At 63.0% G+C, this 22,513-nt stretch carries 15 protein-coding genes and 1 rRNA gene; 11 read left to right on the plus strand and 5 right to left on the minus strand.

The annotated features are described in order from the left end of the window. Nucleotides 1-33: 33 nt before the first annotated feature. From AC2ETI_RS19560 to AC2ETI_RS19570, 3 genes are all read left to right on the plus strand, one after another. The gene (locus AC2ETI_RS19560) at nucleotides 34-480 is read left to right on the plus strand and encodes a hypothetical protein (RefSeq protein ID WP_020970172.1); all 447 of its coding nucleotides are present in this window, start codon (nucleotides 34-36) and stop codon (nucleotides 478-480) included. A gap of 107 nt (nucleotides 481-587) precedes the next feature. Continuing rightward, complete coding sequence (locus AC2ETI_RS19565) at nucleotides 588-1,763, plus strand: acyl-CoA dehydrogenase family protein (RefSeq protein WP_113683125.1); 1,176 nt, start codon at nucleotides 588-590, stop codon at nucleotides 1,761-1,763. Between the two features lie 8 nt (nucleotides 1,764-1,771). Beyond that, entirely contained in the window at nucleotides 1,772-2,902 is a 1,131-nt protein-coding gene (locus AC2ETI_RS19570) for an acyl-CoA dehydrogenase family protein (RefSeq protein ID WP_021334309.1), read from the plus strand. Between the two features lie 58 nt (nucleotides 2,903-2,960). Here AC2ETI_RS19570 and AC2ETI_RS19575 read toward each other — a convergent pair whose 3' ends face one another. After that, nucleotides 2,961-4,307 (minus strand): DUF5691 domain-containing protein, encoded by a 1,347-nt coding sequence (locus tag AC2ETI_RS19575; protein ID WP_483634274.1) that lies wholly within the window; start codon nucleotides 4,305-4,307, stop codon nucleotides 2,961-2,963. 104 nt (nucleotides 4,308-4,411) lie between these two features. On the opposite strand from AC2ETI_RS19575, the gene AC2ETI_RS19580 reads away from it, so the two are divergent. Together AC2ETI_RS19580 and AC2ETI_RS19585 are read left to right on the plus strand one after the other, a co-directional pair. Continuing rightward, entirely contained in the window at nucleotides 4,412-5,641 is a 1,230-nt protein-coding gene (locus AC2ETI_RS19580) for a hypothetical protein (RefSeq protein WP_047888028.1), read from the plus strand. Between the two features lie 136 nt (nucleotides 5,642-5,777). Further along, complete coding sequence (locus tag AC2ETI_RS19585) at nucleotides 5,778-6,548, plus strand: hypothetical protein (RefSeq protein ID WP_483634275.1); 771 nt, start codon at nucleotides 5,778-5,780, stop codon at nucleotides 6,546-6,548. 2 nt (nucleotides 6,549-6,550) lie between these two features. Here the strand turns inward: AC2ETI_RS19585 and AC2ETI_RS19590 are convergent, their stop codons facing one another. Next, the gene (locus tag AC2ETI_RS19590) at nucleotides 6,551-7,498 is read right to left on the minus strand and encodes an aldo/keto reductase (RefSeq protein WP_007732210.1); all 948 of its coding nucleotides are present in this window, start codon (nucleotides 7,496-7,498) and stop codon (nucleotides 6,551-6,553) included. 183 nt (nucleotides 7,499-7,681) lie between these two features. Between AC2ETI_RS19590 and AC2ETI_RS19595 the strand changes: the two genes are divergently transcribed. From AC2ETI_RS19595 to AC2ETI_RS19605, 3 genes are read left to right on the plus strand one after another with little or no spacing between them, the layout of a single operon-like run. Beyond that, complete coding sequence (locus tag AC2ETI_RS19595) at nucleotides 7,682-8,107, plus strand: hypothetical protein (protein ID WP_029255779.1); 426 nt, start codon at nucleotides 7,682-7,684, stop codon at nucleotides 8,105-8,107. Then, nucleotides 8,107-12,225 (plus strand): cation-translocating P-type ATPase, encoded by a 4,119-nt coding sequence (locus AC2ETI_RS19600; protein WP_483634276.1) that lies wholly within the window; start codon nucleotides 8,107-8,109, stop codon nucleotides 12,223-12,225. Before AC2ETI_RS19595 ends, AC2ETI_RS19600 begins: the two co-directional genes overlap by 1 nt. 11 nt (nucleotides 12,226-12,236) lie before the next feature. Next, nucleotides 12,237-12,518 carry a hypothetical protein gene (locus AC2ETI_RS19605; protein WP_030536904.1) on the plus strand — a complete coding sequence of 94 codons (282 nt, stop codon included), beginning with the start codon at nucleotides 12,237-12,239 and terminating at the stop codon, nucleotides 12,516-12,518. 69 nt (nucleotides 12,519-12,587) lie between these two features. Here AC2ETI_RS19605 and AC2ETI_RS19610 read toward each other — a convergent pair whose 3' ends face one another. Together AC2ETI_RS19610 and AC2ETI_RS19615 are read right to left on the minus strand one after the other, a co-directional pair. Next, nucleotides 12,588-18,071: an ATP-binding protein gene (locus AC2ETI_RS19610; RefSeq protein ID WP_195790737.1), complete on the minus strand. Its 5,484-nt coding sequence runs from the start codon at nucleotides 18,069-18,071 to the stop codon at nucleotides 12,588-12,590. 508 nt (nucleotides 18,072-18,579) lie between these two features. Further along, nucleotides 18,580-19,350, minus strand: coding sequence for a hypothetical protein (locus AC2ETI_RS19615; protein WP_256278524.1), 771 nt, complete (start codon nucleotides 19,348-19,350; stop codon nucleotides 18,580-18,582). A gap of 216 nt (nucleotides 19,351-19,566) precedes the next feature. On the opposite strand from AC2ETI_RS19615, the gene AC2ETI_RS19620 reads away from it, so the two are divergent. Both AC2ETI_RS19620 and AC2ETI_RS19625 read left to right on the plus strand, forming a co-directional pair. Continuing rightward, nucleotides 19,567-20,298, plus strand: coding sequence for a GNAT family N-acetyltransferase (locus AC2ETI_RS19620; protein WP_029255775.1), 732 nt, complete (start codon nucleotides 19,567-19,569; stop codon nucleotides 20,296-20,298). 53 nt (nucleotides 20,299-20,351) lie between these two features. Further along, nucleotides 20,352-21,326 (plus strand): sigma-70 family RNA polymerase sigma factor, encoded by a 975-nt coding sequence (locus AC2ETI_RS19625; RefSeq protein WP_003945115.1) that lies wholly within the window; start codon nucleotides 20,352-20,354, stop codon nucleotides 21,324-21,326. 72 nt (nucleotides 21,327-21,398) lie between these two features. Here the strand turns inward: AC2ETI_RS19625 and AC2ETI_RS19630 are convergent, their stop codons facing one another. Continuing rightward, nucleotides 21,399-21,809, minus strand: a complete 411-nt coding sequence (locus AC2ETI_RS19630; RefSeq protein ID WP_483634277.1) for a VOC family protein — start codon at nucleotides 21,807-21,809, stop codon at nucleotides 21,399-21,401. Between the two features lie 638 nt (nucleotides 21,810-22,447). On the opposite strand from AC2ETI_RS19630, the gene AC2ETI_RS19635 reads away from it, so the two are divergent. Beyond that, nucleotides 22,448-22,513 (plus strand): 16S ribosomal RNA (locus AC2ETI_RS19635); the annotation flags it as partial.

Below are 22,513 nucleotides of genomic sequence, written 5' to 3' on the forward strand. Positions count from 1 at the left end.
AGCAGCCGAAAGTGCGCACGGTACCGTTGCCACATGAGCACCCTTCAAGAAGTCGGCGAACGTGAATCCTGGCGCTGCTGGCTGTGTGACGAACCGGTCGATCCCGACATGTCCGTCAACGATCCGCGCGGCCCGAGTATCGACAGCATCAACACCGCGAAAAAGGGTGGCAAGACCAAAGGTGGCGTCGAACGCTTGGCGCACCGCGCGTGCAACACCAAGAAGGGTGCGGTCAAACCTGTTGTGGAATGGCCGGATCGGCTGTTCGTCGTGGATCCCGCTCCGATCATCGGGGTCGTGGAGCAACTCGAGCGCAAGGGTGGCCGCGTCGCCGTCGCTCGCTGCCCCGGCAAAGACGACGCCCAGGAAGCGTCGGATTGGTTGATCGATCGGTTGTCACGTTTGGCTCCGTCGTTGAACGTGGAAACGAGCATCGACGCCGCGGGCGGGGGCTACCTGTTGGTCCTCAAAACCGTGTAGAAGGTCGGCCCTGAGTGCCGTCTTTCGCGGTACCTGTTCCGCCTCCATGGTCGTCGGGGTACGGTCGAACCGAACATGAATCCGGTTTCGAGTGCGAAGGAATCCCGATGAACCTGGCATTGACCGACGAGGAACTAGCGTTCCGCGACGAGATGCGGACGTTCTTCCGTACGCAAATCCCCGCGGACATCAGGGAGGCGTACGCCCACGGCGAGGAGTTGGGGCGCGACCGTATGGTCGAGGCGCAGCAGATCCTCAATGCTCACGGTCTGGCGGTACCGCACTGGCCGGTCGAGTGGGGCGGCAAGGACTGGACCCCGGTCCAGCACAACATCTGGCTCGACGAACTTCAGCTTGCGTCGGTCCCCGAACCGTTGGCGTTCAACGCCAACATGGTCGGTCCGGTCATCGCAGCCTTCGGCTCGCAGGAGCAGAAGGAGAAGTTCCTTCCCGCGACCGCGAACCTCGACATCTGGTGGTGCCAGGGATTCTCCGAACCCGAGGCTGGCTCCGACCTCGCTTCGCTCAAGACCCGCGCGGTCCGCGACGGCGACGACTGGGTCATCAACGGTCAGAAGACCTGGACGACGCTGGGACAGTACGCCGACTGGATCTTCTGCCTCGTGCGTACCAATCCCGATGCGCCCAAGCGCCAGGCAGGTATCTCGTTCATTCTGGTCGACCTGAAGACGCCTGGAGTCACGGTCCGCCCGATCAAGCTGATCGACGGCGGCTACGAGGTCAACGAAGTGTTCTTCGAGGACGTCCGCGTTCCGGGAGAGAACCTGGTCGGTGAAGAGAACCAGGGCTGGGGCTACGCCAAGTTCCTGCTCGGCAACGAGCGCACCGGTGTCACCCGCGTCGGTTTCTCGAAGGTTCGTCTGGCCCAGGCCAAGGCCCGCGCTGCCGAGGTCAAGGTCGGTAGCGGGACCCTGCTCGAAGATCCGCTCTTCGCTGCTCGCCTCGCCGAACTCGAAAACGAATTGCTTGCCCTCGAGCTCACTCAGCTCCGGGTGGTCGCCAGTTCCGCTGACGGCCAGCCGAACCCGGCGTCGTCTCTGCTCAAGCTTCGTGGCTCCGAATTGCAGCAGGCGAGCGTCGAATTGCTGATGGACGTGGCCGGCCCTGATTCACTGCCGTACGACGCGGGCAGCGACATCGCCTCCGCGAGCTGGGCGCAGCACACTGCCCCGACGTACCTGAACTACCGCAAGGTATCCATCTACAGCGGATCGAGCGAAGTGCAGCGCAGCATCATCGCCTCCTCGATCCTCGGATTGTGAGGCGTGGCATGGACTTCGAACTGAACGACGAGCAGAAGCTTCTCCGCGACACCACCAAGGACCTCCTCTCGCGTAGCTACGACGCCGAAAAGCGCAACGCGATCATCGACTCCGATCCAGGGTGGAGTCCGCAGGTCTGGAAGCAATTGGCCGAGGTCGGCTTGCTCGGCCTGACGTTCTCCGAGGACGACGGCGGCATGGACGCGGGCCCGGTGGAAATCGGTGCGGTCATGACCGAGATCGGTCGACGCTTGGCCCCCGAACCGTTACTCGACGCGGTCGTGACGCCGGGCGGGCTCATCTCCGAAGGAGGCAGCGCAGAGCAGCGCTCGTCGATTCTTCCCGGAGTGGCCGAGGGCACCACGTTCCTCGCGTTCGCCGATCAGGAACCCGGAATCCGTTGGCCGGCAACCGAACGGGCCACCGCGGCGGCGCAGGTCGACGGCGGCTGGACCATCACCGGTATCAAGAATCCCGTTGGCCACGGCGCGACTGCAGACATCCTGGTCGTGAGCGCTGCGCTCCCCGGCGGTGGCGTCGGACTGTTCCTCGTCAAGAGCGATGCCTCCGGACTGGTACGCAAGTCCTACGCCACTCACGACGGGTTGCGTGGGGCGCAGATCGAGTTCACCGATACTCCGGCCGAAGCACTCGGTGAGGGCGGTGACGCTTCTGCTCTGATCCAAGCCGCACAGATCCGTGAGCAGGCCGCGCTGTGTGCCGAGGCTGTCGGAGCGATGGAAGAGGCGCTACGCCTGACCACCGAATACCTCAAGACGCGTAAGCAATTCGGAGTTCCGCTCGCGAAGTTCCAGACGCTGACGCACCGCGCCGCCGACCTGTACGTCTCGCTCGAGTTGGCACGCAGCATGAGTCTGTACGCAACGATGTCCCTTGCCGACGGCGTCGTGGATCCGGTGATCGCTTCGCGGGTGAAGTTGCAGATCGGGCGTTCGGCTCGGCTCATCGGCCAGGAAGCGATCCAGATGCACGGTGGCATCGGTATGACCGCGGAGTACCCGGTGGGTCACTACGTGAGCCGACTCGTCGCCATCGAGCACACCCTCGGCAGCACCGAAGATCACCTCCGGGTGTTGGCCGCCGGTGTGGCTGATCACGAGATGGTCAGCGTGGTCTGATCTTTCACGATCGACAGAGGGGCCGCATTCCGTTCGAGAGATGCGGCCCCTTCGTCGTTCAGTGGTGACTACGTAGAACGTCCAAGAGGAGTCGACGCTGCTCGATGTTGACCGCACTGTCGGTGAACGCTTGTTGCCAGCCGGGGTCGCTCGTTCTGGACGCGGCGCTGCGGAGCAGTGGTATCGCCTCGAAAGGGAAGCGCGCCTGCACGCTTCGCAGAGTGGAAAAGTGACTGTGTCGCGAGTGAATGCCCAAGTCCTCACCCGTCGCAGCATGCTCCATCGCTTCGTTCTCCAAGGCGTTCAACAACTTTTCGGCGACGGCCAGGGGCCATGGACGGTCGATGCCGTCGAGTAGTGCGCTGCCGTCGACGCCCAAAAGGTATTCGTCCGCGTGGCCGGCAACGATGTATTCGACGCGCTCGCGTGGGTCCGCGATGGCGACGATTCTCCGGTCGGTCGTGCGCCCGTCCCGCTCCAGAAATGCCGACGCCCACGCTGTGTTCCTTTGGAGAACGGTTGCAGCAGTCCATGATTCGATCATCACCGCGCGCCATTGCTTCTCGATGGGGATGGTGAGGGCCTCGCGTGGCGAACCGGCCATCGATTCCCACAGCGTCAGTGGAGTGGCGGTCACGACTTGCCGTAACCACCAGCGCCGGATGCCTTTGTTCTTGTAGTGGACGTCTTCGATGCCGTCACGAAATGCGAGGTCGTCGAGCGAGCCTGGCAACCGGACGGCAAGGCGCGGTCGCAACGGCTTCGTCTCGAGCCGGACCCACGACTTAGCCCGAGTGACCATGCGAGAGGCAAAAGGAGATCGGGGGAGTTGCCGTAGTAGTTGAATTGCACGCTCACGAACCCGCACGGCTGGATCGTCGAGTGCTCGCTCGAGGAGGGTGTGATCGTGTTCACCCAGTCCGACCTCGAGGTGATCGAGGAAGTGCAGGCGGTTTGCGGTGGGCTCGTCGTCCCAGGCGATCTCGAGCTCCTCGCTCGCCAGTTCCGGGTCGACCGTACGTATGTAATCGAACCAGGCCGTACGGTCGTTCGGATCGGGCGATAGCCACAGTTCGTCCCGGCGTGACCCGATCCGCCGCAATTGGGCCCAATCGGGATTCTGCTCCGCCAGGTACTGCCCGCGTCGACCGGCGAGGCGAAGGAGCGCCTCGCGGTGCTCGGGATACTTCAGCGCGGCTTCCATGAAGAGCGGAACACTGGCCGCGGGCGCGAGGAATCCGCGTTGGTCGGCCATCGCGAACCATTCCGCGAGAGTCCAGGAACGTACCTGCAACAACGACTGGAGTTGTTCGATCGCGAGATCGGGAAGTAGTGGTTGAACCGCTGGAGGAGTCCGCGGTGCGCGCGAGTGACCTGCTTGCGCGTCTGATCGCAGGGAGGTCACCCGCCTACGGTATGGCAGAGGTGCGTCGACTTCGGGAGCAGGGGTCGGGCGCGTGTCGGCAGATTCTGGAACAGTGGTAACCGGCACCCAGCAGGAGGCGTGAGATGACGGATGGCCGTGAGATGGCAGACGGAAATGGCGACGTCTTTGTCGTGGCGTCGGTGACCGAACGGCGAACGCTCATCTCCACCCGAGTCAGGGAGTGGTGTGCGGCGGGGACCGTCGAGTCGAACCGGCCGGAGTTGTCCGACGATGTCGCATTGCTGATCGCCGGCGGCTATGCGGACGAGTCGACGCGGTCGATCCTGGCGAACCGGCGCGGTGTCGGACGTTCGTTCCCGGAGATCGGCGGCTTTTCGGAGTTGAGGTATCTCACCGACGAGCTGGCCCGCACCAGGCGTCGACTGCTCGCGACACGCATCGGTCCCGTTCAGGTTGTCCTCGAACGGCGGGTGCAGACGCTGGACAAGCGCGTTCAGTCGATGCGATCGGCGATCGTGCATTCCAATCGTCACTTCGCGAGCAGTGTCCGTGCCATCCGCAAGGACCGCCGCGACGGTCTCCATCTCGACGTCGAGCAGCGCGAGGCTCTCTTTGCCGGGCTCACCTGTACGCCGGTTCCAGCCAAGCTGCCGGTGGGTCTCGGTGTCGTGGCCAGCAGTGGAAACGCAGCACTCGACAAACTCGCCGCCCAGTTCGGGAAGGTCCAGGGAACCGGTGTCATCGCCGATGCCGGAAGACGCATCGCGGAAGTCCTCGACGGACTGGTCGATTCCGAACCCGAAGGACGCGCCGGTGAGTACGACGCACTGCTTTACCTCGCCGGGAATCTTTTCGACCGGATCGAGAGTTCCAGCGCGTGGCATTCCGATCACTTCGTCATTCAACGTAATCAACTGGACTTGGCAGACGAGATCACGCAGATCGCGGTCGATACCGTAGCGCTGCGTTCGATACTCGCAGAGCTGGACGACGCGGCTGCGCTGGCACGCGACGAGGGAACGCGAGCCGGAATCGCTTCGCGAAGGGAAGCACTCGGCACGGTCTGGGACCAGCTGGTCGAGCGCGTCGCGGCGCTCGCGCGGATCGGTGACCTGGTCGCACGGGCCGAGGATCAGTTGAGTTCGCAGCGCGCGGTTGCGCATGCAGCGAGCCTCGACAGCCGGATCGACGACCTACTCGCGCGCTCTGGTTCACGTGAACTTTCGGCTGCCAACACGCACTACGTCGGGGATCAATTCGACGGTGTGGAAGAACTGATGTTCGCTCACCGGGCGGCTCTTTACGGGGACATTGCACTGCTGACCTCCGGGAACGAGCGTCGGGCGCCGTAGTCAGGCTGTCGCCGGAGCTGTAAGGTCGAAGGTACTGACCGGCCGCACGATCGAAGAACAGGCCGAGAATTCGCTCATTGCTCGACCCCGATGCCGATCCGGTGATGCGGGCGTACCCGCTCGAGACAGGTCGATCATGGAAGACACCGCAAGCCGCGGCATCAATGCGTTCATTTCCGAAGCTACGCAGCGTGGGGGCAAGGCTGTCCGCCTCACGCACTCACGTCGTAATCCCGTCGAGGTGACGGGCGCAGACGGCATCAGCCGAATCGTCCGAGTGCGTTCCAAGCTCGACGGTGACTGGCAGGCCAGGCGTCAGGACGAGTCGCTCGAGAGCGACGACACGCGCTCCGAGTTCTGGGTATTCGTCGACCTGGCTGCAGACCCGCACGAGTTCTTCATGCTGCCCTCCAACGAGGTCGCGGACGACATCCGTGCCGAGGTCGACCTGTGGATCATGGACAGCCCCGGACGCAATCGCACCGGACATCACGCGATTCCGCGCGGACGCGTCGTACACGGTCACGATCGTTGGGATGCGCTGGGCCTGGCCGCGGTCAAGGATCCGAGCATTTACGTGGAGGCCCCGGTTGCGACCAAGCGCAAGACGTCGCCGGTCGCCGCGAAGAAGCGTCGCGCCAGCGGTGTCGAGGAGATCGAAGTTGTCGACAATCGCCTCGAGATGACGGCTGATTGCCTTGGATACCGCTGGGTCGGACGCTTCGACGAAAGCACCGAGGTCGTCGAGATCATGCGCGGACCGATGGAAGGCCGCCGATTCCCTGATCCGACCGCGGCCGCCAATGCCGTGACCGGTCACATTTCAGGCGACACCGAGAGCCATGACGGCTGGTCGTTTTGGACGATCAACAACACGGCCCTCGGCGCTCATCTCAAAACTGCCTGATTTCAGGCGCCGACTGCCGCCGACACCCGTTCGAGAGTGTCCAGTTCATTCGACGACAGCACCAGATTCGGGGCGTCCAGTAGCGCCGGGAGCTGCTCCGGCCGGCTGACGCTCGCGATCGGTGCGGTGATGCCAGGTCGAGTCAGCAGCCAGGCCAGCGCGACGGTCGAGATCTCGCTGTCGTGTGCCTGCGCGATTGTTGCCAGTTCCGCGACGACGTCGAGTCCGGCGTCGCTGAAGTATCCGGCGGTCAGCCGTTCGCGGGAGCTGCCTTCGATGTCCGCGCGGGTCTTGTACTTTCCGGTCAGGAAGCCGGAAGCGAGAGCGAAGTACGGGAAGACGCTGATGTTGTTGTCGGTGGCGATCTGCGCGAGTTCGGGTTCGTACGACTTGCGGTGCACCAGGTTGTAGTGCGGTTGCAGCGCGATGGGCGCGGCGTAACCGTTCTCCTCGGTGATCCGCAGCCACTCCCGGACGCGGTCGGGGCTGTAGTTGGAGATTCCGAGATAGCGAACCTTGCCCGCGACGACCAACGCATTGAAGGCTTCGAGAGTTTCCTCGAGCGGAGTCTGCGGGTCGTCGAAATGTGCGTAGTACAGATCGATGCAGTCCGTCTGCAGGCGCTGCAGCGACGCCTCAGCTGCGGCCGCGATGTTGTCGGCCTTCAGTCCCTTGAAATCGGGATGGCTACCCACCTTGGTGGCGACGACGATGTCGTTCTGCAGTCCCCGATCGGTGATCCATTTCCCGATGATCGTTTCGGATTCCCCGCCGGAATTGCCGGGAGCCGACGCCGTGTACGAGTCGGAGGTGTCGATGAAGTTTGCACCGGCTTCGGCGAACGAGTCGAGGATCTCGAAGGACGTCTTCTCGTCTGCTGTCCATCCGAAAGGGTTGCCGCCCAAGCTAAGTCGGAAGATGTCGAGGTCCGAATTTCCGATGATCGCCACTGTGTGGAACTCCCGTCGATGAAGGTGGTCGCTGCATCCCGCACCGTACCCTCTCACGGCGCTGACGATGGCGCGCCCTCGCCAGGTTCGCCGAAAAATGTATCGGATCGTGATTGCCGCCGTCGGTGTTGGGTATGGCCTCAAATACTGAATTCTTCGATGGACTGCTGATAGGAGCGTCCGATGATGATTGTCGACGAAGCCACCCGCGTCGTTCGTGGTGTGGCAGACGCAACGACGACGGTGGCTGGAGCCGTCGGTGGTGGAGTGATCGGTGGAGTGACGGGCGGGATACGCGGAACGGCGGAGGGCGTCCGAGACGGAATTCGTGCGGGTAGTTCCTCGACGCCGACCGCGGTTCTCACGATGGCCGCCGTCGGCGCGGCGGGATTGGTGGAGTGGCCGGTGCTCTTGGCGGTCGGCGGCACGGCCCTGGTACTTCACGAATGGGATCGCAAGAGCGCGCGGCCCGATCGTGCGGTCAAGGCGGTTGGGCGCGCGACCAAGACGGAACCGGCAAAGAAGGAATCGAGCGGAAACTCCCACAAGGCGGCCAGTCGGTCGCAGGATCGAACTCACAGTTCTTCGCACACTCGATCCACTCACTGATGTTCTCAGCGATGGCCCGGCGTGCGGTGTCGGTGGCAACTTTGCCGCCGCGCCTGGCGTTGTCGGGTCTGGCGTTGGTCGGTGGTTCGACGATTCCGCGAACCGCTGTCAGTGACGTGGCGCTGCGGACTGGCACTCTTGCGCTGGCGGGCGTCGGGATGATTCCTGCAGCAGCGGGATCGATTCTTCGTGCCCCGCGAATGCCGGGTTCCGCCTATGTCTCGGCGGCGGTGTCGGCGATCAATTATCAACCCCGGGTGCGTCGGCGAATCGAACAGCGCCTTGGCCGTTCGCTCACCGACTTCGCATTGGAGTCGGCGACGTCGTTCGCGGATGTTCTGACCTATGCGCCTGCGTCATTGGGTGTGGATTTCGGGCTGCGGACGATGCTGCTACGCGAAACTCTGGCGGCGCGAAACTCTCGTCGGGTGTGGCCATTCGAATCTGGCGGTCGCGGTGCTCCCACGAGGCGTGACCCGAGTGGTCCGGGGGAGCGTTATGCCGACAGGATCGCTGGGGTTCAGTTGGCGGCTGCGGCTGCACTGGCTACCGTGTCTGCCGGCGGTGACACCGTTGCGACGAGCATCAAGGTTTCGGCGCCGCGGCCGCTTCGGATGTCGCGCGAATCGTTCGCTGCTGGTTTGTCATACGGTCTGTGGCGGACGCACCACGTCGCCGTTTCGGACCCCGCGTCTCTACGCATGCTCGATCGTGTCGATACCGTCCTCGTCGATCCGAGTGTCCTTTTCGACGACGCGCTCCGGGTTTCCGACATACGAGAGGTGTCCGAGTCGGACCGCGTCGTGGTGTGGGCACATGCCAGGGAAGCGCTTGACGCCGGCTCGCTCGGGGTCGGAAGACACCGCATCGACGGCGCCGAAGTTGTCGTAAGACCGGTGCGAAAAGGGTTGGCGGAATCACTGATAGGTGAGATACGCGCGAGCGGAGTCGCAGCGGCCACGATCGACGACGACGGGCTCGGATCACTGCGAAGCGGATTCGACGAGCTCTATCCGGCGCCATCGACTCCCGAAGCCGGCCTGCGCGAAGCTCTCTCGGCGTTGGTGGCCGAGGGTCGGACAGTTGCGATCGTGTCGAGTAGGGCGATAGCGGGGCAGGCAGTGCTACGCATCGGGATTTCACCACCGAGTGGCGAGCACGTGAGTGCCGACATCCACACCGACTTGGCCGGGGCGTGGCGGGTCGTCTATGCGCTCTCGGCTGCCCGAACAGCGACGAGGCGCGGCGTCGAACTCTCCTCGGGTTCTTCGGCATTGGGTGCCTTGATTATGCTTCCGGGAATTCGAGGGGCTGGGCCGGGGCCGGTCACGGCTGGTTCGGCCGCGGGACTGTGGACCGGATACACCCTGTCCCGATCTGTGATTCAGGCTCCCGCCCCTGTCGGTGCTCCGAGCGATAGCTGGCATGAGATGGACGGTGATTCTGTCGTTCGCGAACTCGCCCAATCCGTCCGGCATACGCCGCAGCGCGCCGACGCTCGTGTGCGAGTGCCCGCACGCTTCAGGTTGATCCGTGACGGATTGTCGGCGTTGCGAACAGAATTGGCGGATCCACTCACGCCGGTGTTGGCAACCGGCTCGGCGGCCAGTGCAGTCCTCGGTTCACCGGTAGACGCCGTCCTGGTCGGTTCGGTTTTGGTCGGCAATGCCGCGATGTCCGCTGTTCAACGACTGCACTCGGAACGCGCAGTGCAGCGACTGTTGCAGATGCAGGATCCGGTAGCTCGGCGAGTAACCAACGCTGGCGAGGTCGAGACTGCGGCAGACGCGCTCGAACTCGGTGACGTCGTGGCCCTCGAGTCCGGGGACATCGTGCCCGCCGATTGTCGACTGTTGAGCGCCGAATCGCTGGAAGTCGACGAGTCGTCGTTGACGGGAGAGTCCATGCCCGTCGACAAGCAGACCGACCCGACCCCGGGGATGCCCCTGGCCGAGCGAAGGTGCATGGCCTATGCCGGGACAACGGTGCTTGCCGGCTCCGGTCGTGGCGTGGTCACGGCCACCGGAGCTCGAACGGTGACCAGGCGCGCCGATGTCGGTGTATCCCGATCCGGACCTGCTGTGGGCCTGACCAACAGACTGCGCGAACTCACCAGGGCGACTCTGCCGGCCAGTATCGGCGGCGGAGCGTTGGTGACAGTCGCGGGTCTGATTCGTGGTACCGGTCTGCGCCGCGCCGTCACCGGAGGCGTGGCCGTTGCCGTGGCCGCCGTGCCGGAGGGATTGCCTCTGGTTGCGACCCTGGCTCAGCAGGCGGCAGCTCGAAGGCTCACTGCAGCAGGAGTGTTGGTGCGTGCTCCACGTTCGATCGAAGCGCTCGGCCGTGTCGACGTGGTCTGCTTCGACAAGACCGGAACCCTCAGCGAGAACAAGCTACGGGTGGCCGCGGTCGAACGCGTCGACGGTTGGGGCGAAAGTGAGATTTTGGAAGTTGCGGCGCGCAGTGCTCTGGGAAGTCGCGACGATCGCGTGTTTCATTCGACGGACGCCGCCGTCGTCGATGCAGCCGAACAAGCTCTGGACGAGGCTCGGGTTTTCGGTGATGCCGACGCGCTCAACCTCGTTCCGTTCAGGTCTGGGCGGCCGTACTCGGCAGCCCTACTGGGCAGACGGATCGCACTGAAGGGTTCACCGGAATTCGTGGCGGAGGCAGGGCGGGATCCGAATGCTGTGTCGGCGAGCCACGTTCAGAGCATGGCCGGACGCGGACTGCGGGTGGTTGCCGTCGCACAGCGCGAGTTGTCGGAACACGATGCGCGACGCGCTGCGGAGGACTCGGAATTTCTCGAACAGTGTTGCTCCGAGGGGTTGGAAGCGGTCGGCCTTCTCGGACTCTCGGACACGCTGAGACCCGAAGCAACGCAACTTGTTCGAGAACTTCAAGGCAACGGACAGCAAGTGCGCGTGCTGACCGGGGATCATCCGACAACAGCGGCGGCGGTCGCCACCGAACTGGGGATGGATGTGGCGCGTGAGGACGTGGTCACCGGTCCGGACTGGGAGAACTTCTCTCGCGCAGAACGACGGAACGCCGTCCGCGGCAGCAGCGTCTTTGCGCGCGTGACACCCGAGCAGAAGGTCGAGATCGTGCAAGCGTTGGAGACTGACGGGCGCGTGTGCGCCATGGTCGGTGACGGCGCGAACGATGCTGCGGCGATCCGAGTTTCCAGCGTGGGAATCGGGGTGGCGTCGACTGACAGCGATCCGGCGCGCGGCGCCGCAGACATCGTGCTCCTCGACGGCCGTGTCGGCGGATTGACCGACGCACTGGACGAGGGCAGTCAATTGTGGCGGCGGGTCAGATCAGCGGTGGGGGTTTTGCTCGGAGGCAACGCGGGTGAAGTCGCATTCGCTCTGATCGGTTCTGCGCTGTCCGGCGAATCACCGCTCAACGCAAGGCAGTTGCTACTGGTCAATCTGATGACGGACGCCTTGCCCGCTGCTGCGCTTGCGGTGAGCACCCCGTCCGAGAACGGATCCGAGAAGTCCGAACAGATGGACACTCATGCGTTGTGGCAGACGATCGCTGTCCGCGGCGGTGCCACGGCAATCGGTGCGCTGGCAGCGTGGCTTCTGGCCCGGATGAGCGGCAGGCGGCGGCGAGCGTCGACGGTGGCGTTGGTTGCCCTGGTGGGCACCCAACTGGGGCAGACGCTGCTCGAATCGCGCAGTCCGCTGGTGGTCGCAACAGTTGCCGGGTCCGCTGCGGCGCTGGCGACGCTCGTCAGCACACCGGTGGTGAGCCAATTTCTCGGTTGCACGCCGCTCGGTCCGATTGGGTGGGGTCAAGCAGTGGGCTGTGCGTCGGCAGCGACGCTGCTGGCGGCGCTGGCTCCGCGGGTGTTGGAGCGGATCGCCGCAACTGAGGAGACTGGAACTGAGGAGAGCGCGGAAGGTCAGTCGACGATTCGCAAGATCCCGACGCGGACGAGCACCGCGTACACCTCCCGAACCGGGGGAGTCAGCGCTCGCGACAGCGTGGAAATCAGCGAAGCGGAAATCAAAGAAGCGGAAACCGGTGAATCGGACACGCTTGTGAGCGTCGCTGCTGGAAGTGACACGTCGCCGAACTCCCGGGCGACCCGAGATGAATCCTGAGGAATCGTGACATGTCCCAGAACACCGTCGACCACACGAACCCCGTCGATCACCGCGCGGTAGTGGAATCCGTCCGTTCGGCTCGGAGCTTCGAGTTGGAGCTACCGATCGTCGGTGCCATTCCGGTTCCGAGACCCGAGCAGATCGCCTATTTTGCGGTGATGGGACTGATGGTTGCGTTCGAGATCATCGAGTGGCCCGTGGCAGTCACCATCGCGGCGGGGCATCTGCTCGCAACAGAGCAGCACAATCACGTCCTCGAAGAGATCGGAGAGGCGCTCGAGGGCGTCTGAAGCCGGCGCGGTCCGGACACAAATCGAGCGGCCCCGCATTTCGCGGGACCGCTCGACGTGCGGAGAAACTTACTGCGCGAGTGCGCGCTTCATGCCGCGTTCGACTGCTGCGATGATCTGCGGACGCAGTTCTGCGGCAGGGACGATCTCATCCACCGAGCCGACCTCTCGGGCCCGCTGGATGTTGTGGATCGCTTCGAATTCGGATGCCACTTCGCCGAGCTTGTCGGAGCGGACGGCGATGCGCTGAGCGTTCAGTTCGACGCGCAGGTGTGCTTTCTCCGTGTCGTCCTTGGCTGCTGCCAAGTCTGCTTCCAGTTGCTGCACCTTCGGGTCGTTGTTGGTGCGGGTGTTCACCTCACGGGTGAAGACCACTGCGGCGGCGGGGGCGCCGCCGAGTACCGAGGCGAACGAACCTTCGACAGCAAGAACTTCCATGTTGTCGTTGAGCGCACCGGAGAATACGACGAACGCGCCGCCGTGGTAGCGGGAAACGACGCAGAACACGATCGGTCCGTCGAAGTTGACGATGGCGCGGCCGATCTCGGCGCCGTACTCGAGCTGGATGTTGCGCAGTGACTCCGGTGAACCGTCGAAGCCGGACAGGTTGGCCAGCACCACGATCGGACGGTTGCCGCTCGCAGCATTGATCGCGCGGGCAGTCTTTTTCGACGAGTTCGGGAACAGCGTTCCCGACGTCCAGGTGTCGGGACCGTCGGCGGGGAAGTGACCCTTACGCGGGATCGCGCGGGATTCGATGCCCACCACTGTGACCGGATGTCCGGCGAGGTGCGCGTCCAGAACGACAGAGGTGTCGGCGCCGGCCATGTCGGCCCAACGCTCGAGAACCGAGTGGTCCTGGTCGACCACCGACCGCATCACGGTGCGAATATCGAAGGGCTTCTTGCGATCCGGGTTCTTCGCCGAGGAGAAGATGTCGCCGACCGTCTCGAAGTCGCTCGACGGGTGGGTGTGCGGGAAGCTACGCACGTCGCGATCGACGGGGTCCGTCGTCGCTGCGCGACGCGGGAACCGTTCGCCGGGAGCGAGGTACGAGTGTGCGTAGTGACGGAACAGGATCTCGCACGCCGCAGTGAGGTCGGGGGCCCAGTACTGCGCCTGGCCGTTGGGGCCCATGACGCGGTCGTAGCCACCGATACCGAAGTTGTCCTCGGCCGACACGCCACCGGAGTAGTCGAGAGACTGCTTGCCGGTCAGCACCATCGCGCTGTCCGGGGTCATCACCAGAATGCCCTTGGTGTGCATCAACATGGTGGCTTCGGCGTTCCAGTAGGGCTGAGCGCCGACGTTGATTCCCGTGACGACGATGTTGATCTCGCCACCGTTCTGGGTGAAGGTGATGATCCGGCGCAGGCCACGGGAGACCCAGTCCATGTTCTCGGTGCCGCTCTCCATCGAGATGGTGGCACCCGAGGACAGCGCAAACCACTCGACCGGAGCGTTCAACTTCTCGGCCAGGTCGATGGCAGCGACCACGCGTGAGCATTCGGCCTCGGCCACGGTACCGAGCGCCTTGGTGGGGTCACCGAAGAGCGCGACACGGGTCATTCCCTCGGGATAGCGCGGCGTCGGAGTGTTCACGAGGCCGACGACGATGCCGGCCTTGTTGAGCCCGTACGGACGCTCGACAGGTGAGAGGACGCCCGCTTCGTCGAAGTCGTGCTCGACGAAGGTGCCCTTGGTGCCGGTCAGGAGCGGAATCAGCTCGTACGGGTACACCGTGCCGCGTGCCCGCGAACTCTGGACCTTCTGGGCGTACGCGTCGAGGGGGAGCAGCGGTTCAGTGGGAGGCGTGGTCTTGTTGATGACCACACCGGCACCTGCGCGGTAGGAGAATCGCAGCGCAACTTCCTTGGGCGCGCCGCCCTTTCGGTCCTTCAGGCGGGTGATGAGTGTGATCTCTTCGAGCCCGGCGCCGACGGTCAGTCGGGCTGCGTTCTGGGCGATCACGGAGAAGCGCTCGCTGGGAACGTCGGCGACCGGCCACACGTAGAGCACGACGCGGTTGGCTGCCAGTCGACGCTTGTCTCCGCGCTGGGACTGCGCACGGCGGATGCCGTCGAGGCACGCGGCAAGTGTGCGCTCGATGGCCGGAAGCGCAACCATCTGACCTTCGTCGTCGAGTTGCGGTGTCACGTCACGGATTTCCGCGAGAGCGATCAGGCGCTCGTCCTTCGGGTTCTCCTTGGCGGAGAGGTGGAACAGGTAGGTGTTCTCCGGAGCCGGCAGACGCTTGCCGTTGAAGTTCTTCAGGCGCCACATGTCCAGACGCTGACCCGTGAGCGGATGCATGTCGCGGATGATGTTGTCCTCGACCAGTTCACCGTCGATCGGGCGGAAGGTGACCCAGCGGACCGGCTCCCCATTCGGATTGCAGATGATCACAGTCGCGCGGCGGGACCGGGTGATCGTCTCGTTGCGCGAGAGTTCGGTGCGCAGCGTCTCGACGAGCGTGTCGCCGTCGGCGGGCTGATTCGGCCAGTCGAGGTAGATGTCGACTACCAGGCCGCGACCGGATGGAGCATCCTGCGCGATTGTGGCGACATCGTCGAGAGCCGTTCCGAGAGCGTCGAATTCGGCCACCGTCGAGACCAGATGTAGCCCGTCGCCCTTGAGGTCGAAGTTACCGGTCACGAAACGGCGGTCGACGTGCTCGAAAACGCGGACGTCTTCGAAGGAGTGAATCTTGTAGTAGCGACGCGTGATGACCTCGAGCAGAGGGCCGCCATCGCGGTTGCCAAGGCCGATCTTTCGACCCAACAGGTCCAGGAGCGGTTCGGGAGTGGCGACGAGGTTGGCGATTCGCTCGTCGAAATCGGCAGCGTCCGGCTGCTCTTCGAGGTAGGCGAGGTTGCCGCGTACTCCGTCGTAGACGTCTTCGCGAACCTTGCGGATGCGCGGCTCGTCGAAGAACCGGAAGCGAAGGTTGCGGGCGACGTCGCCGATGACGGGGTAGCGGACCTGCGTCGCGACGATGAGTCGATCGAGAACCTCGTTGAGCTCCTGAGCCGAGCAACCGGGAGCCTTGTCGCCGACCAGCCAGCCTTCGAGAAGTGCTGCAATGACCGGGATCTGGGCTTCCATGCGCTGCAGAGCCAGGAAGAGTCGGTACACCGCTTCCTCGACGGCCTGGCGATCTTCCAGATCGGTGACGTCGTAGTGGCGAAGTGCCCGTTCGAGTCTCGTGCGGAACGACGTCGGCAAACCTTCGCGCTCGGAGTCGAGTGAGTGCAGGAAGGTGTGGAAGTGCTCGCGGGGGCTGTGGACGGATTCGTCCTTCGCGGACTCACCCGAGGTGGGCTTGTTGCGCGAGAGTTCGCAGATGTCCGCGAAGGTGGTCAGCACAGCCAGTTCGGCCTGTACCAGTTCGCGGTCCTCGGATTCGAGTGCGCTGCGAAGTGCGTCGTACTCGGCCAGAACAGCATTTGCGTGCTTACCGCTGACGTCGTAGCCACTGATCATCGCGGTCAGTGCTTCGAGCTGTGCCAACGCGTCGTCGCGGGCGTCGGAACCGGAAGTTGCTGCCGGAAGATCGAATTGGACTCGCGGAGCCTTCTCCGTGACAGCTTCCTCGCTGACCTGGTCGACGCGCAGGAGCGGCGCGCCGGCATCGACCTGAGAGTTGACGGTAGCGAGAACTTCACGCACCTTGCCCGCGTACGGTGCGCGAACTGCGGTCTCCATCTTCATGGATTCGAGTACGACCAGGGTGGAGCCGGCTTCGACGTCGTCGCCGACAGCGACCGGTACGGCCACCACGACGGCGGGCGCCGGTGCGCGGACCACTCCGGCGTCGTCCTGGCTGATCTGGTGGCTGATGCCGTCGACCTCGACGAGATAGCGAGCCGGGCTCACGACGGAAACGACGTGGAAGCGCCGATCACCGATCACCAGCCGTGACTCGAAGTCACCGAGACGATCGACGTCGACCTCGATGTCGCCGGCGTCTCCGTCGACGCGGTAGCGGTGCGGGCCGATACGCCCGACGGTCAGTTTGTATGCCTGACCTTGGTAGTTGAGCTCGACGGTACGGCCGATCGCGTGATTGGCGCGGGGACGGCCGCCACGTGCCGAGGCGAGGAAGGCCGCACGCTCGAGGGACTCCTCGGCGTCGTAAGCATCGATGGCGGTGGCGATCAGTGCGACGTCCGCGCGACGAGTGGTGCCGGTCAGGGCGCCCGTGCGGTCGAGCCAGCCGGTATCCGCGGATGCCGAGATGACCTCGTCGCGATCGAGTAGATCGAGGAGGAACGACTTGGTGGTGGTGCCGCCGTCGAGTACGACTGTGGTTTCACGAAGGGCGGTACGCAGGCGCGCAAGTGCCTCGGAGCGGTTGCGGCCCCAGGCGATGACCTTCGCGACCATCGAGTCGTAGTCGGGCGGAATGACGTCCCCGGCAGCGATGCCGGTGTCGACCCGGATGCCGGAGCCGAGCGGGAACTTGAGGAGCTGAACCGTGCCGGGTGCCGGCGCGAAATCGTTGTCCGCGTCCTCGGCGTTGAGGCGGGCTTCGACGGCGTGGCCGAATGCGGGCGGGCAGTCACCGACCAATTCGTCACCACTGGCGACCAGAATCTGCAGTTTGACGAGGTCGATTCCGGTTGTGACCTCGGTGATCGGGTGCTCGACCTGCAGACGGGTGTTGACCTCGAGGAACGTGAAGAGCTTGTTCTCGGGCTGGTAGAGGTATTCGACCGTGCCTGCGCCCTGGTATCCGGCTGCCTTGACCAGTTCGGCGGACACCTTCTTGAGGTGGTCAGACTGTTCTTCGGTCAGGACGGGGGAAGAGGATTCTTCGATGACCTTCTGGTTGCGACGCTGAATCGAGCAGTCGCGAACGCCCGGAGCCCAGACATTGCCGTGGTTGTCGGCGATGACCTGCACCTCGACGTGGCGTGCATCGGTGACAAGCCGTTCGAGGAAGACGACGGGGTCGCCGAAGGACCGCTCTGCTTCGCCCTGCGTGCGCTCGAGTGCAACTTCGAGTTCGTCTTCGGCCCAGACCTTGCGGATACCGCGTCCACCGCCGCCGCTTCGGGCCTTGATGATCAGGGGATATCCGATGGACTGAGCATGACGACGAGCGTCGGCGCGCGTTTCGACCGGTCCGCCGCTCCACGGGGCGACAGGTACGCCGACCTTCTCGGCCAGGATCTTGGCGGCAACCTTGTCTCCGAGCAGGCGCATCGCGTCGGCGCTCGGGCCGATGAACGTGATGCCCAGTTTCGCGACGATCTCGGCGAAGGCGGGATCCTCGGCCACGAAGCCCCAGCCGACCCAGACTGCGTCGGCCTTGGCTGCGAGGAGTGCTCGCTCGAGTTCGGCGTAGTCGAGATACGGGCTGCCGGTGCCGCTGCTGCGCAGGGTCACACCCTCGTCTGCCTGGCGGACGAACATGGCGCGGCGCTCGGCCTCGGTGTGCAGTGCAATGACGCGAATGCCGTAGTCGTGTTCGGCGTTCAGTTCGCGTACAGCCCTGATCAGCCGGACCGCGGCCTCACCTCGATTGACCACTGCGATTCGTTTGAACATTGTCACTGCCACCGTCCTTGATGAGATTCTTCGTCACGTACGTTGCGATATGAGCCGACCGTGTCCCACATACCCGGATTACCTGGTTCGTGAACTACGCCGCGATGCGCTGTGTTTCCCCCGGTTGCGCGTCGGCAAGTGATTGCCCTTCCGGTTCGTAGAGTCCCCTGCGCTCAGGCACGGCGTGCCTTGTACGCCACCCTGCAGGCGTGGACTCAGAACCGCTCCAATCACGAATCAGCAACATATTGTGTCTGCTTCCAGGGAATCCCTGGTTTATCTAAGAATGCAGTATGTCGACGCTCATGTCACCTGGGCGAATTGAAGAATATTAGTCAACGTGAACCACGGTTACACTTATGGCGTTAAATCATTGCAGTGCAATGGAATTCGACCCTGTGACACGGATCACGATGGTAATGAAATTGGCAAGAAAGTGAATACTCACTGGTAACAAAATCGCGTATTCGGAGAATTCTCCCGATTGCTCGATTATTACTGATCGGTACTACTGGCGAGTATTTTCTATGTCCCCTCGGGCTGTATTCGAGAAATCGCCTTCGATGGTTGCAATGTGCTGTGCGATCGCGTCGAGTCCTGCGGGAGGCAGCTGCAATGCGTTGGCGAGAGCAAGCGAAGCCCGCTTGAAGTGCTCCACGAGTGGTTCGTACTTCGTGACCAGCCTCAGCCTGTCGGTCTCGCTCAGGTACTTCACGCTTCCCGCGTTGTCGACGAAGTCGCTGAACTTCACGAGGAACACTGCGGGATCCGCGATCGCGCGGATGACGTGATCCTGGTAGCCGGTGGTGTTGTCGTGCGGGTAGTCGATTGGATTGGTCACTGCCTCAACAAGTTCGGAGATTCTGTGGCCGAAGTGCGAGGCGATGAGTGTTGACGCACGTTCTTGCGCTTCGGATGCAGACATGTCGTCCGCAGTCCGGCCACCGAGGAGTGCGATGACGGCGTGTGGTCGGTCCTCGACCGTGTCGTGAAGCGCGGTTGCGCTCAGGATCTCGACATCGGAGCACCCGTACCGAAGCAGTCGCAACACATTTCGTAGGGGATGAACGATGTAGGGATCCTCGTCGGACTTGATCCCGTTCTTTCTGAACTGATCGAGGTGCGCGAGGGTCGCGACCTCCATGGCGAGTCGCAAGGTTTCACCCGGGAGTGCCATCTCGTCGACGGCGCTCTCGATCGCGAAGACCAGCGTCGCGGCGTCCATTTCCTTCAGGGGTAGCTGGTCGAATGCAGATCTGATCGGGTCGGAGTGGCTCATGGCGAACAGCCTTTCGTTTGGTGTAGGTGTCGCGACGAAAGTCTTTATGAGAATCTGCCCTCGAACCGTGGTCGTCACCGGGCGTGGGGCGGAAGTCAGAATCATCTTGATTCTATCCGGCGACTACGACAGCAAGTGTTCCTAGCGTTGTGATCGAGGTGGGCGGGGAGTTTCGGTCGCCTCCATCACTGGAAGACTTGGATAGGAAGAGGTTCGATGACCACGGAGGCGACCCTGGCGTCGTTTGTCGAGACTGTTGACACGGATGTCGACATCCATCCACTGGACGATCCTGTGCGACAAGGTCTTCGCGGACATCATGCGCAATTCGCTCGCTGGGCAGGGAGAGTTGCGCGATACGACCCGACAGTCGCTCCGTTTGTCGGTCATCCGCCCGAGTTGGACGCCGAAGACTGGGAGAACCTACGCACACTCGTAGGTCCAGGCGGCACAGTAGGTTTACGAGGATTTGATCATCAGCCGCCGGAAGGGTGGCGCGTTGTGGATCAGTTCGGCTCGGTGCAAATGGACGGTTCCGCACTCGAAGTCTCCGTTGATCCGTCGGTCGAACTTCTCGGAAGGGGCGACGTTCCCGAAATTCTGGCGTTGATCGAGCGCACCAAGCCCGGACCGTTTCTTCCTCGTACCGTCGAGATGGGGAGCTACTACGGCATTCGCGTCGACGGAAGACTTGTTGCCATGGCGGGGGAGCGGTTGCACCCTCCGGGATGGACGGAAATCAGTGCGGTGTGCACCGACAGCGACTTCCGAGGTCGAGGCCTGGGTACGACGCTGATCCGTGCCGTCGCTGCCGGGATTCGCGAACGCGGCGAGCTGCCGTTTCTCCATGCAGTGCAATCGAATACGAATGCAATCAGACTCTACGAATCACTGGGGTTCGTTCTTAGGAAGAGATCCCGGTTGACCGCGGTGCAGGCGCCGGCCTGATCGAATTCTCGCCGACGCCTGTGTTTCGGGCGCTCGGCCACTAGTCTGAACAAATGACAGTCGATCAGGCGTTGGACAGTGATTTCCTCACTCTTGCCGATCCGTACCGCCGCGAGTTGCTGGCGCACTGCTATCGCATGATGGGGTCGATTCACGACGCCGAAGACCAGGTCCAAGAGACGTTCATCCGGGCTTGGCGCGGGTTCGACGGTTACAAAGGCCAGTCGTCGCTCAGGACCTGGCTCTATCGCATCGCGACGAACACGTGCCTGACCGCGTTGGAAGGGAGATCGAGGCGTCCACTGCCGACCGGCCTTGGTGCACCTAGTTCGGACCCGGCCGACGATTTGATCGAGCGCAACGAGATTGCCTGGTTGGAACCGATCGCGGATTCTGCGTTGGGCGACGTCAATGATCCCGCCGTCATGGTCGTCAATCGCGATTCGGTCAGGCTTGCGCTGGTTGCCGCGTTGCAGCACTTGTCCGCCCGCCAACGTGCGGTTCTGGTACTGCGTGACGTTCTCCAGTGGAAGGCGTCAGAAGTTGCGGAGGCGCTGGACACCACAACCACTGCGGTGAACAGCCTGCTGCAGCGGGCTCGCGCGCAGATCAATCACATCGGGCCCACTGAGGACGATCTCGTGGAACCGACTACCGAGGCTGCCCGGAAGTTGCTCCGCGACTACGTGCACAGCTTCGAGAGCTACGACGTCGAGGCCATCGTTGAGCTGTTCACGCGTGAAGCCATCTGGGAGATGCCTCCGTTCGAGGGCTGGTACCAGGGCCCCGAGGCAATCGGGCAGCTCATCGGAACCAAATGCCCGGCCGACGGACCAGGCGCTATGCGGCTGCTACCGACCGCCGCCAACGGCCAGCCGGCGTTCGGCCTTTATATGCGCGAGCCCGATGGGGTTCACCGTGCTTTCCAGTTGCACGTTCTCGATGTCACCGAGTCCGGGATCTCGCACGTCACGTGTTTCTTCGATCTGAGTCTGTTCGCACGGTTCGGATTGCCTGCCGAGCTGTAGGGGCAAGGAGTTGCGCGAGCCCTCCGGTATGGAGGGACCCGCGCGGCTACTCGTTACTGCTGTTGCTCTGCGTTACTGCTGGGGAACAGTCGCAGCCGGGTCCATCCACATGACCTCCCAGACGTGATTGTCGAGGTCGCGGAACGCGCGTCCGTACATGAAGCCGTGATCCTGGGGCTCCATCCACTTGCTACCGCCGGCAGCGATCGCCGCGTCGACGAAGGTGTCGACTTCCTCCCTGCTGTCGGCTGACACGCACATCAGTGCTTCTCGAGCTTCCGACGTGTCACAGATGTCGTCGGCGATGAAGTCCCCGAAACGCGGTTCGTTCAGGAACATGACCGTGGCGGAATCACTGACGATCATCGAGACAGTGTTCTCGTCACTGAACATGTCGTTGAACTCGAAGCCGAGGCCGCTGAAGAACGCCCGGGTAGCGGCGACGTCCTTGACCGGCATGTTGACGAAGAGAAGACGAGACATTGGGTGCTCCTTGAAGTCGGTTGACTGATTACTGAACGCTTCGGTTCCTGTTGGTTCCTGCTCATACAGACCGCAGGGGGCGCAGAAAGTCATCGCGAGAGGCAAAAATTCGAGGAAACTATCGGCTGTTAACCCGCGTCAGTGCTCTGACCTGGCGATTTGGTGTTGTGTTGATCTTCGCGTAACTTTGTCCAGGTCAGAGCGACACGGACACCGACTCCCACCTGCGAGGGTGAGTGACACGAGGTTGTACGAAGTGCCTGGCGAACACAATCCAGTTTTTCTTCACGGGGTTCCGGTTTGCGCCGGTGACCTGGTTGGGATAGGCTGGAAAAGTTGCCCCGGAGCGGCGGCCATAGGGTCGTGGTGATGGTGTGTGCGTGTTCTTTGAGAACTCAACAGTGTGTCGATGAATGTCAGTGCCAAAATTATTTTGGTACTTCGCATGTCGGATGATGTTCCGGGCCTTCGGGTTTCGGTTCTGATGTTCGGGGTGTGAGTATTTTTCGTCGGTGATTGTTCATTCTTCCGTCTGAATGGTTGCCGACACATTTTTTGCTAGTTGAGTTTTTTTGCTAGTGATTTGACTCTTTTTGTCTATGACTGATTAGCAGTTTCGGCTGTGAAATCTAGAGTCTTCAACGGAGAGTTTGATCCTGGCTCAGGACGAACGCTGGCGGCGTGCTTAACACATGCAAGTCGAG

Source organism: Rhodococcus sp. MurmanLake-1 (assembly GCF_056945715.1).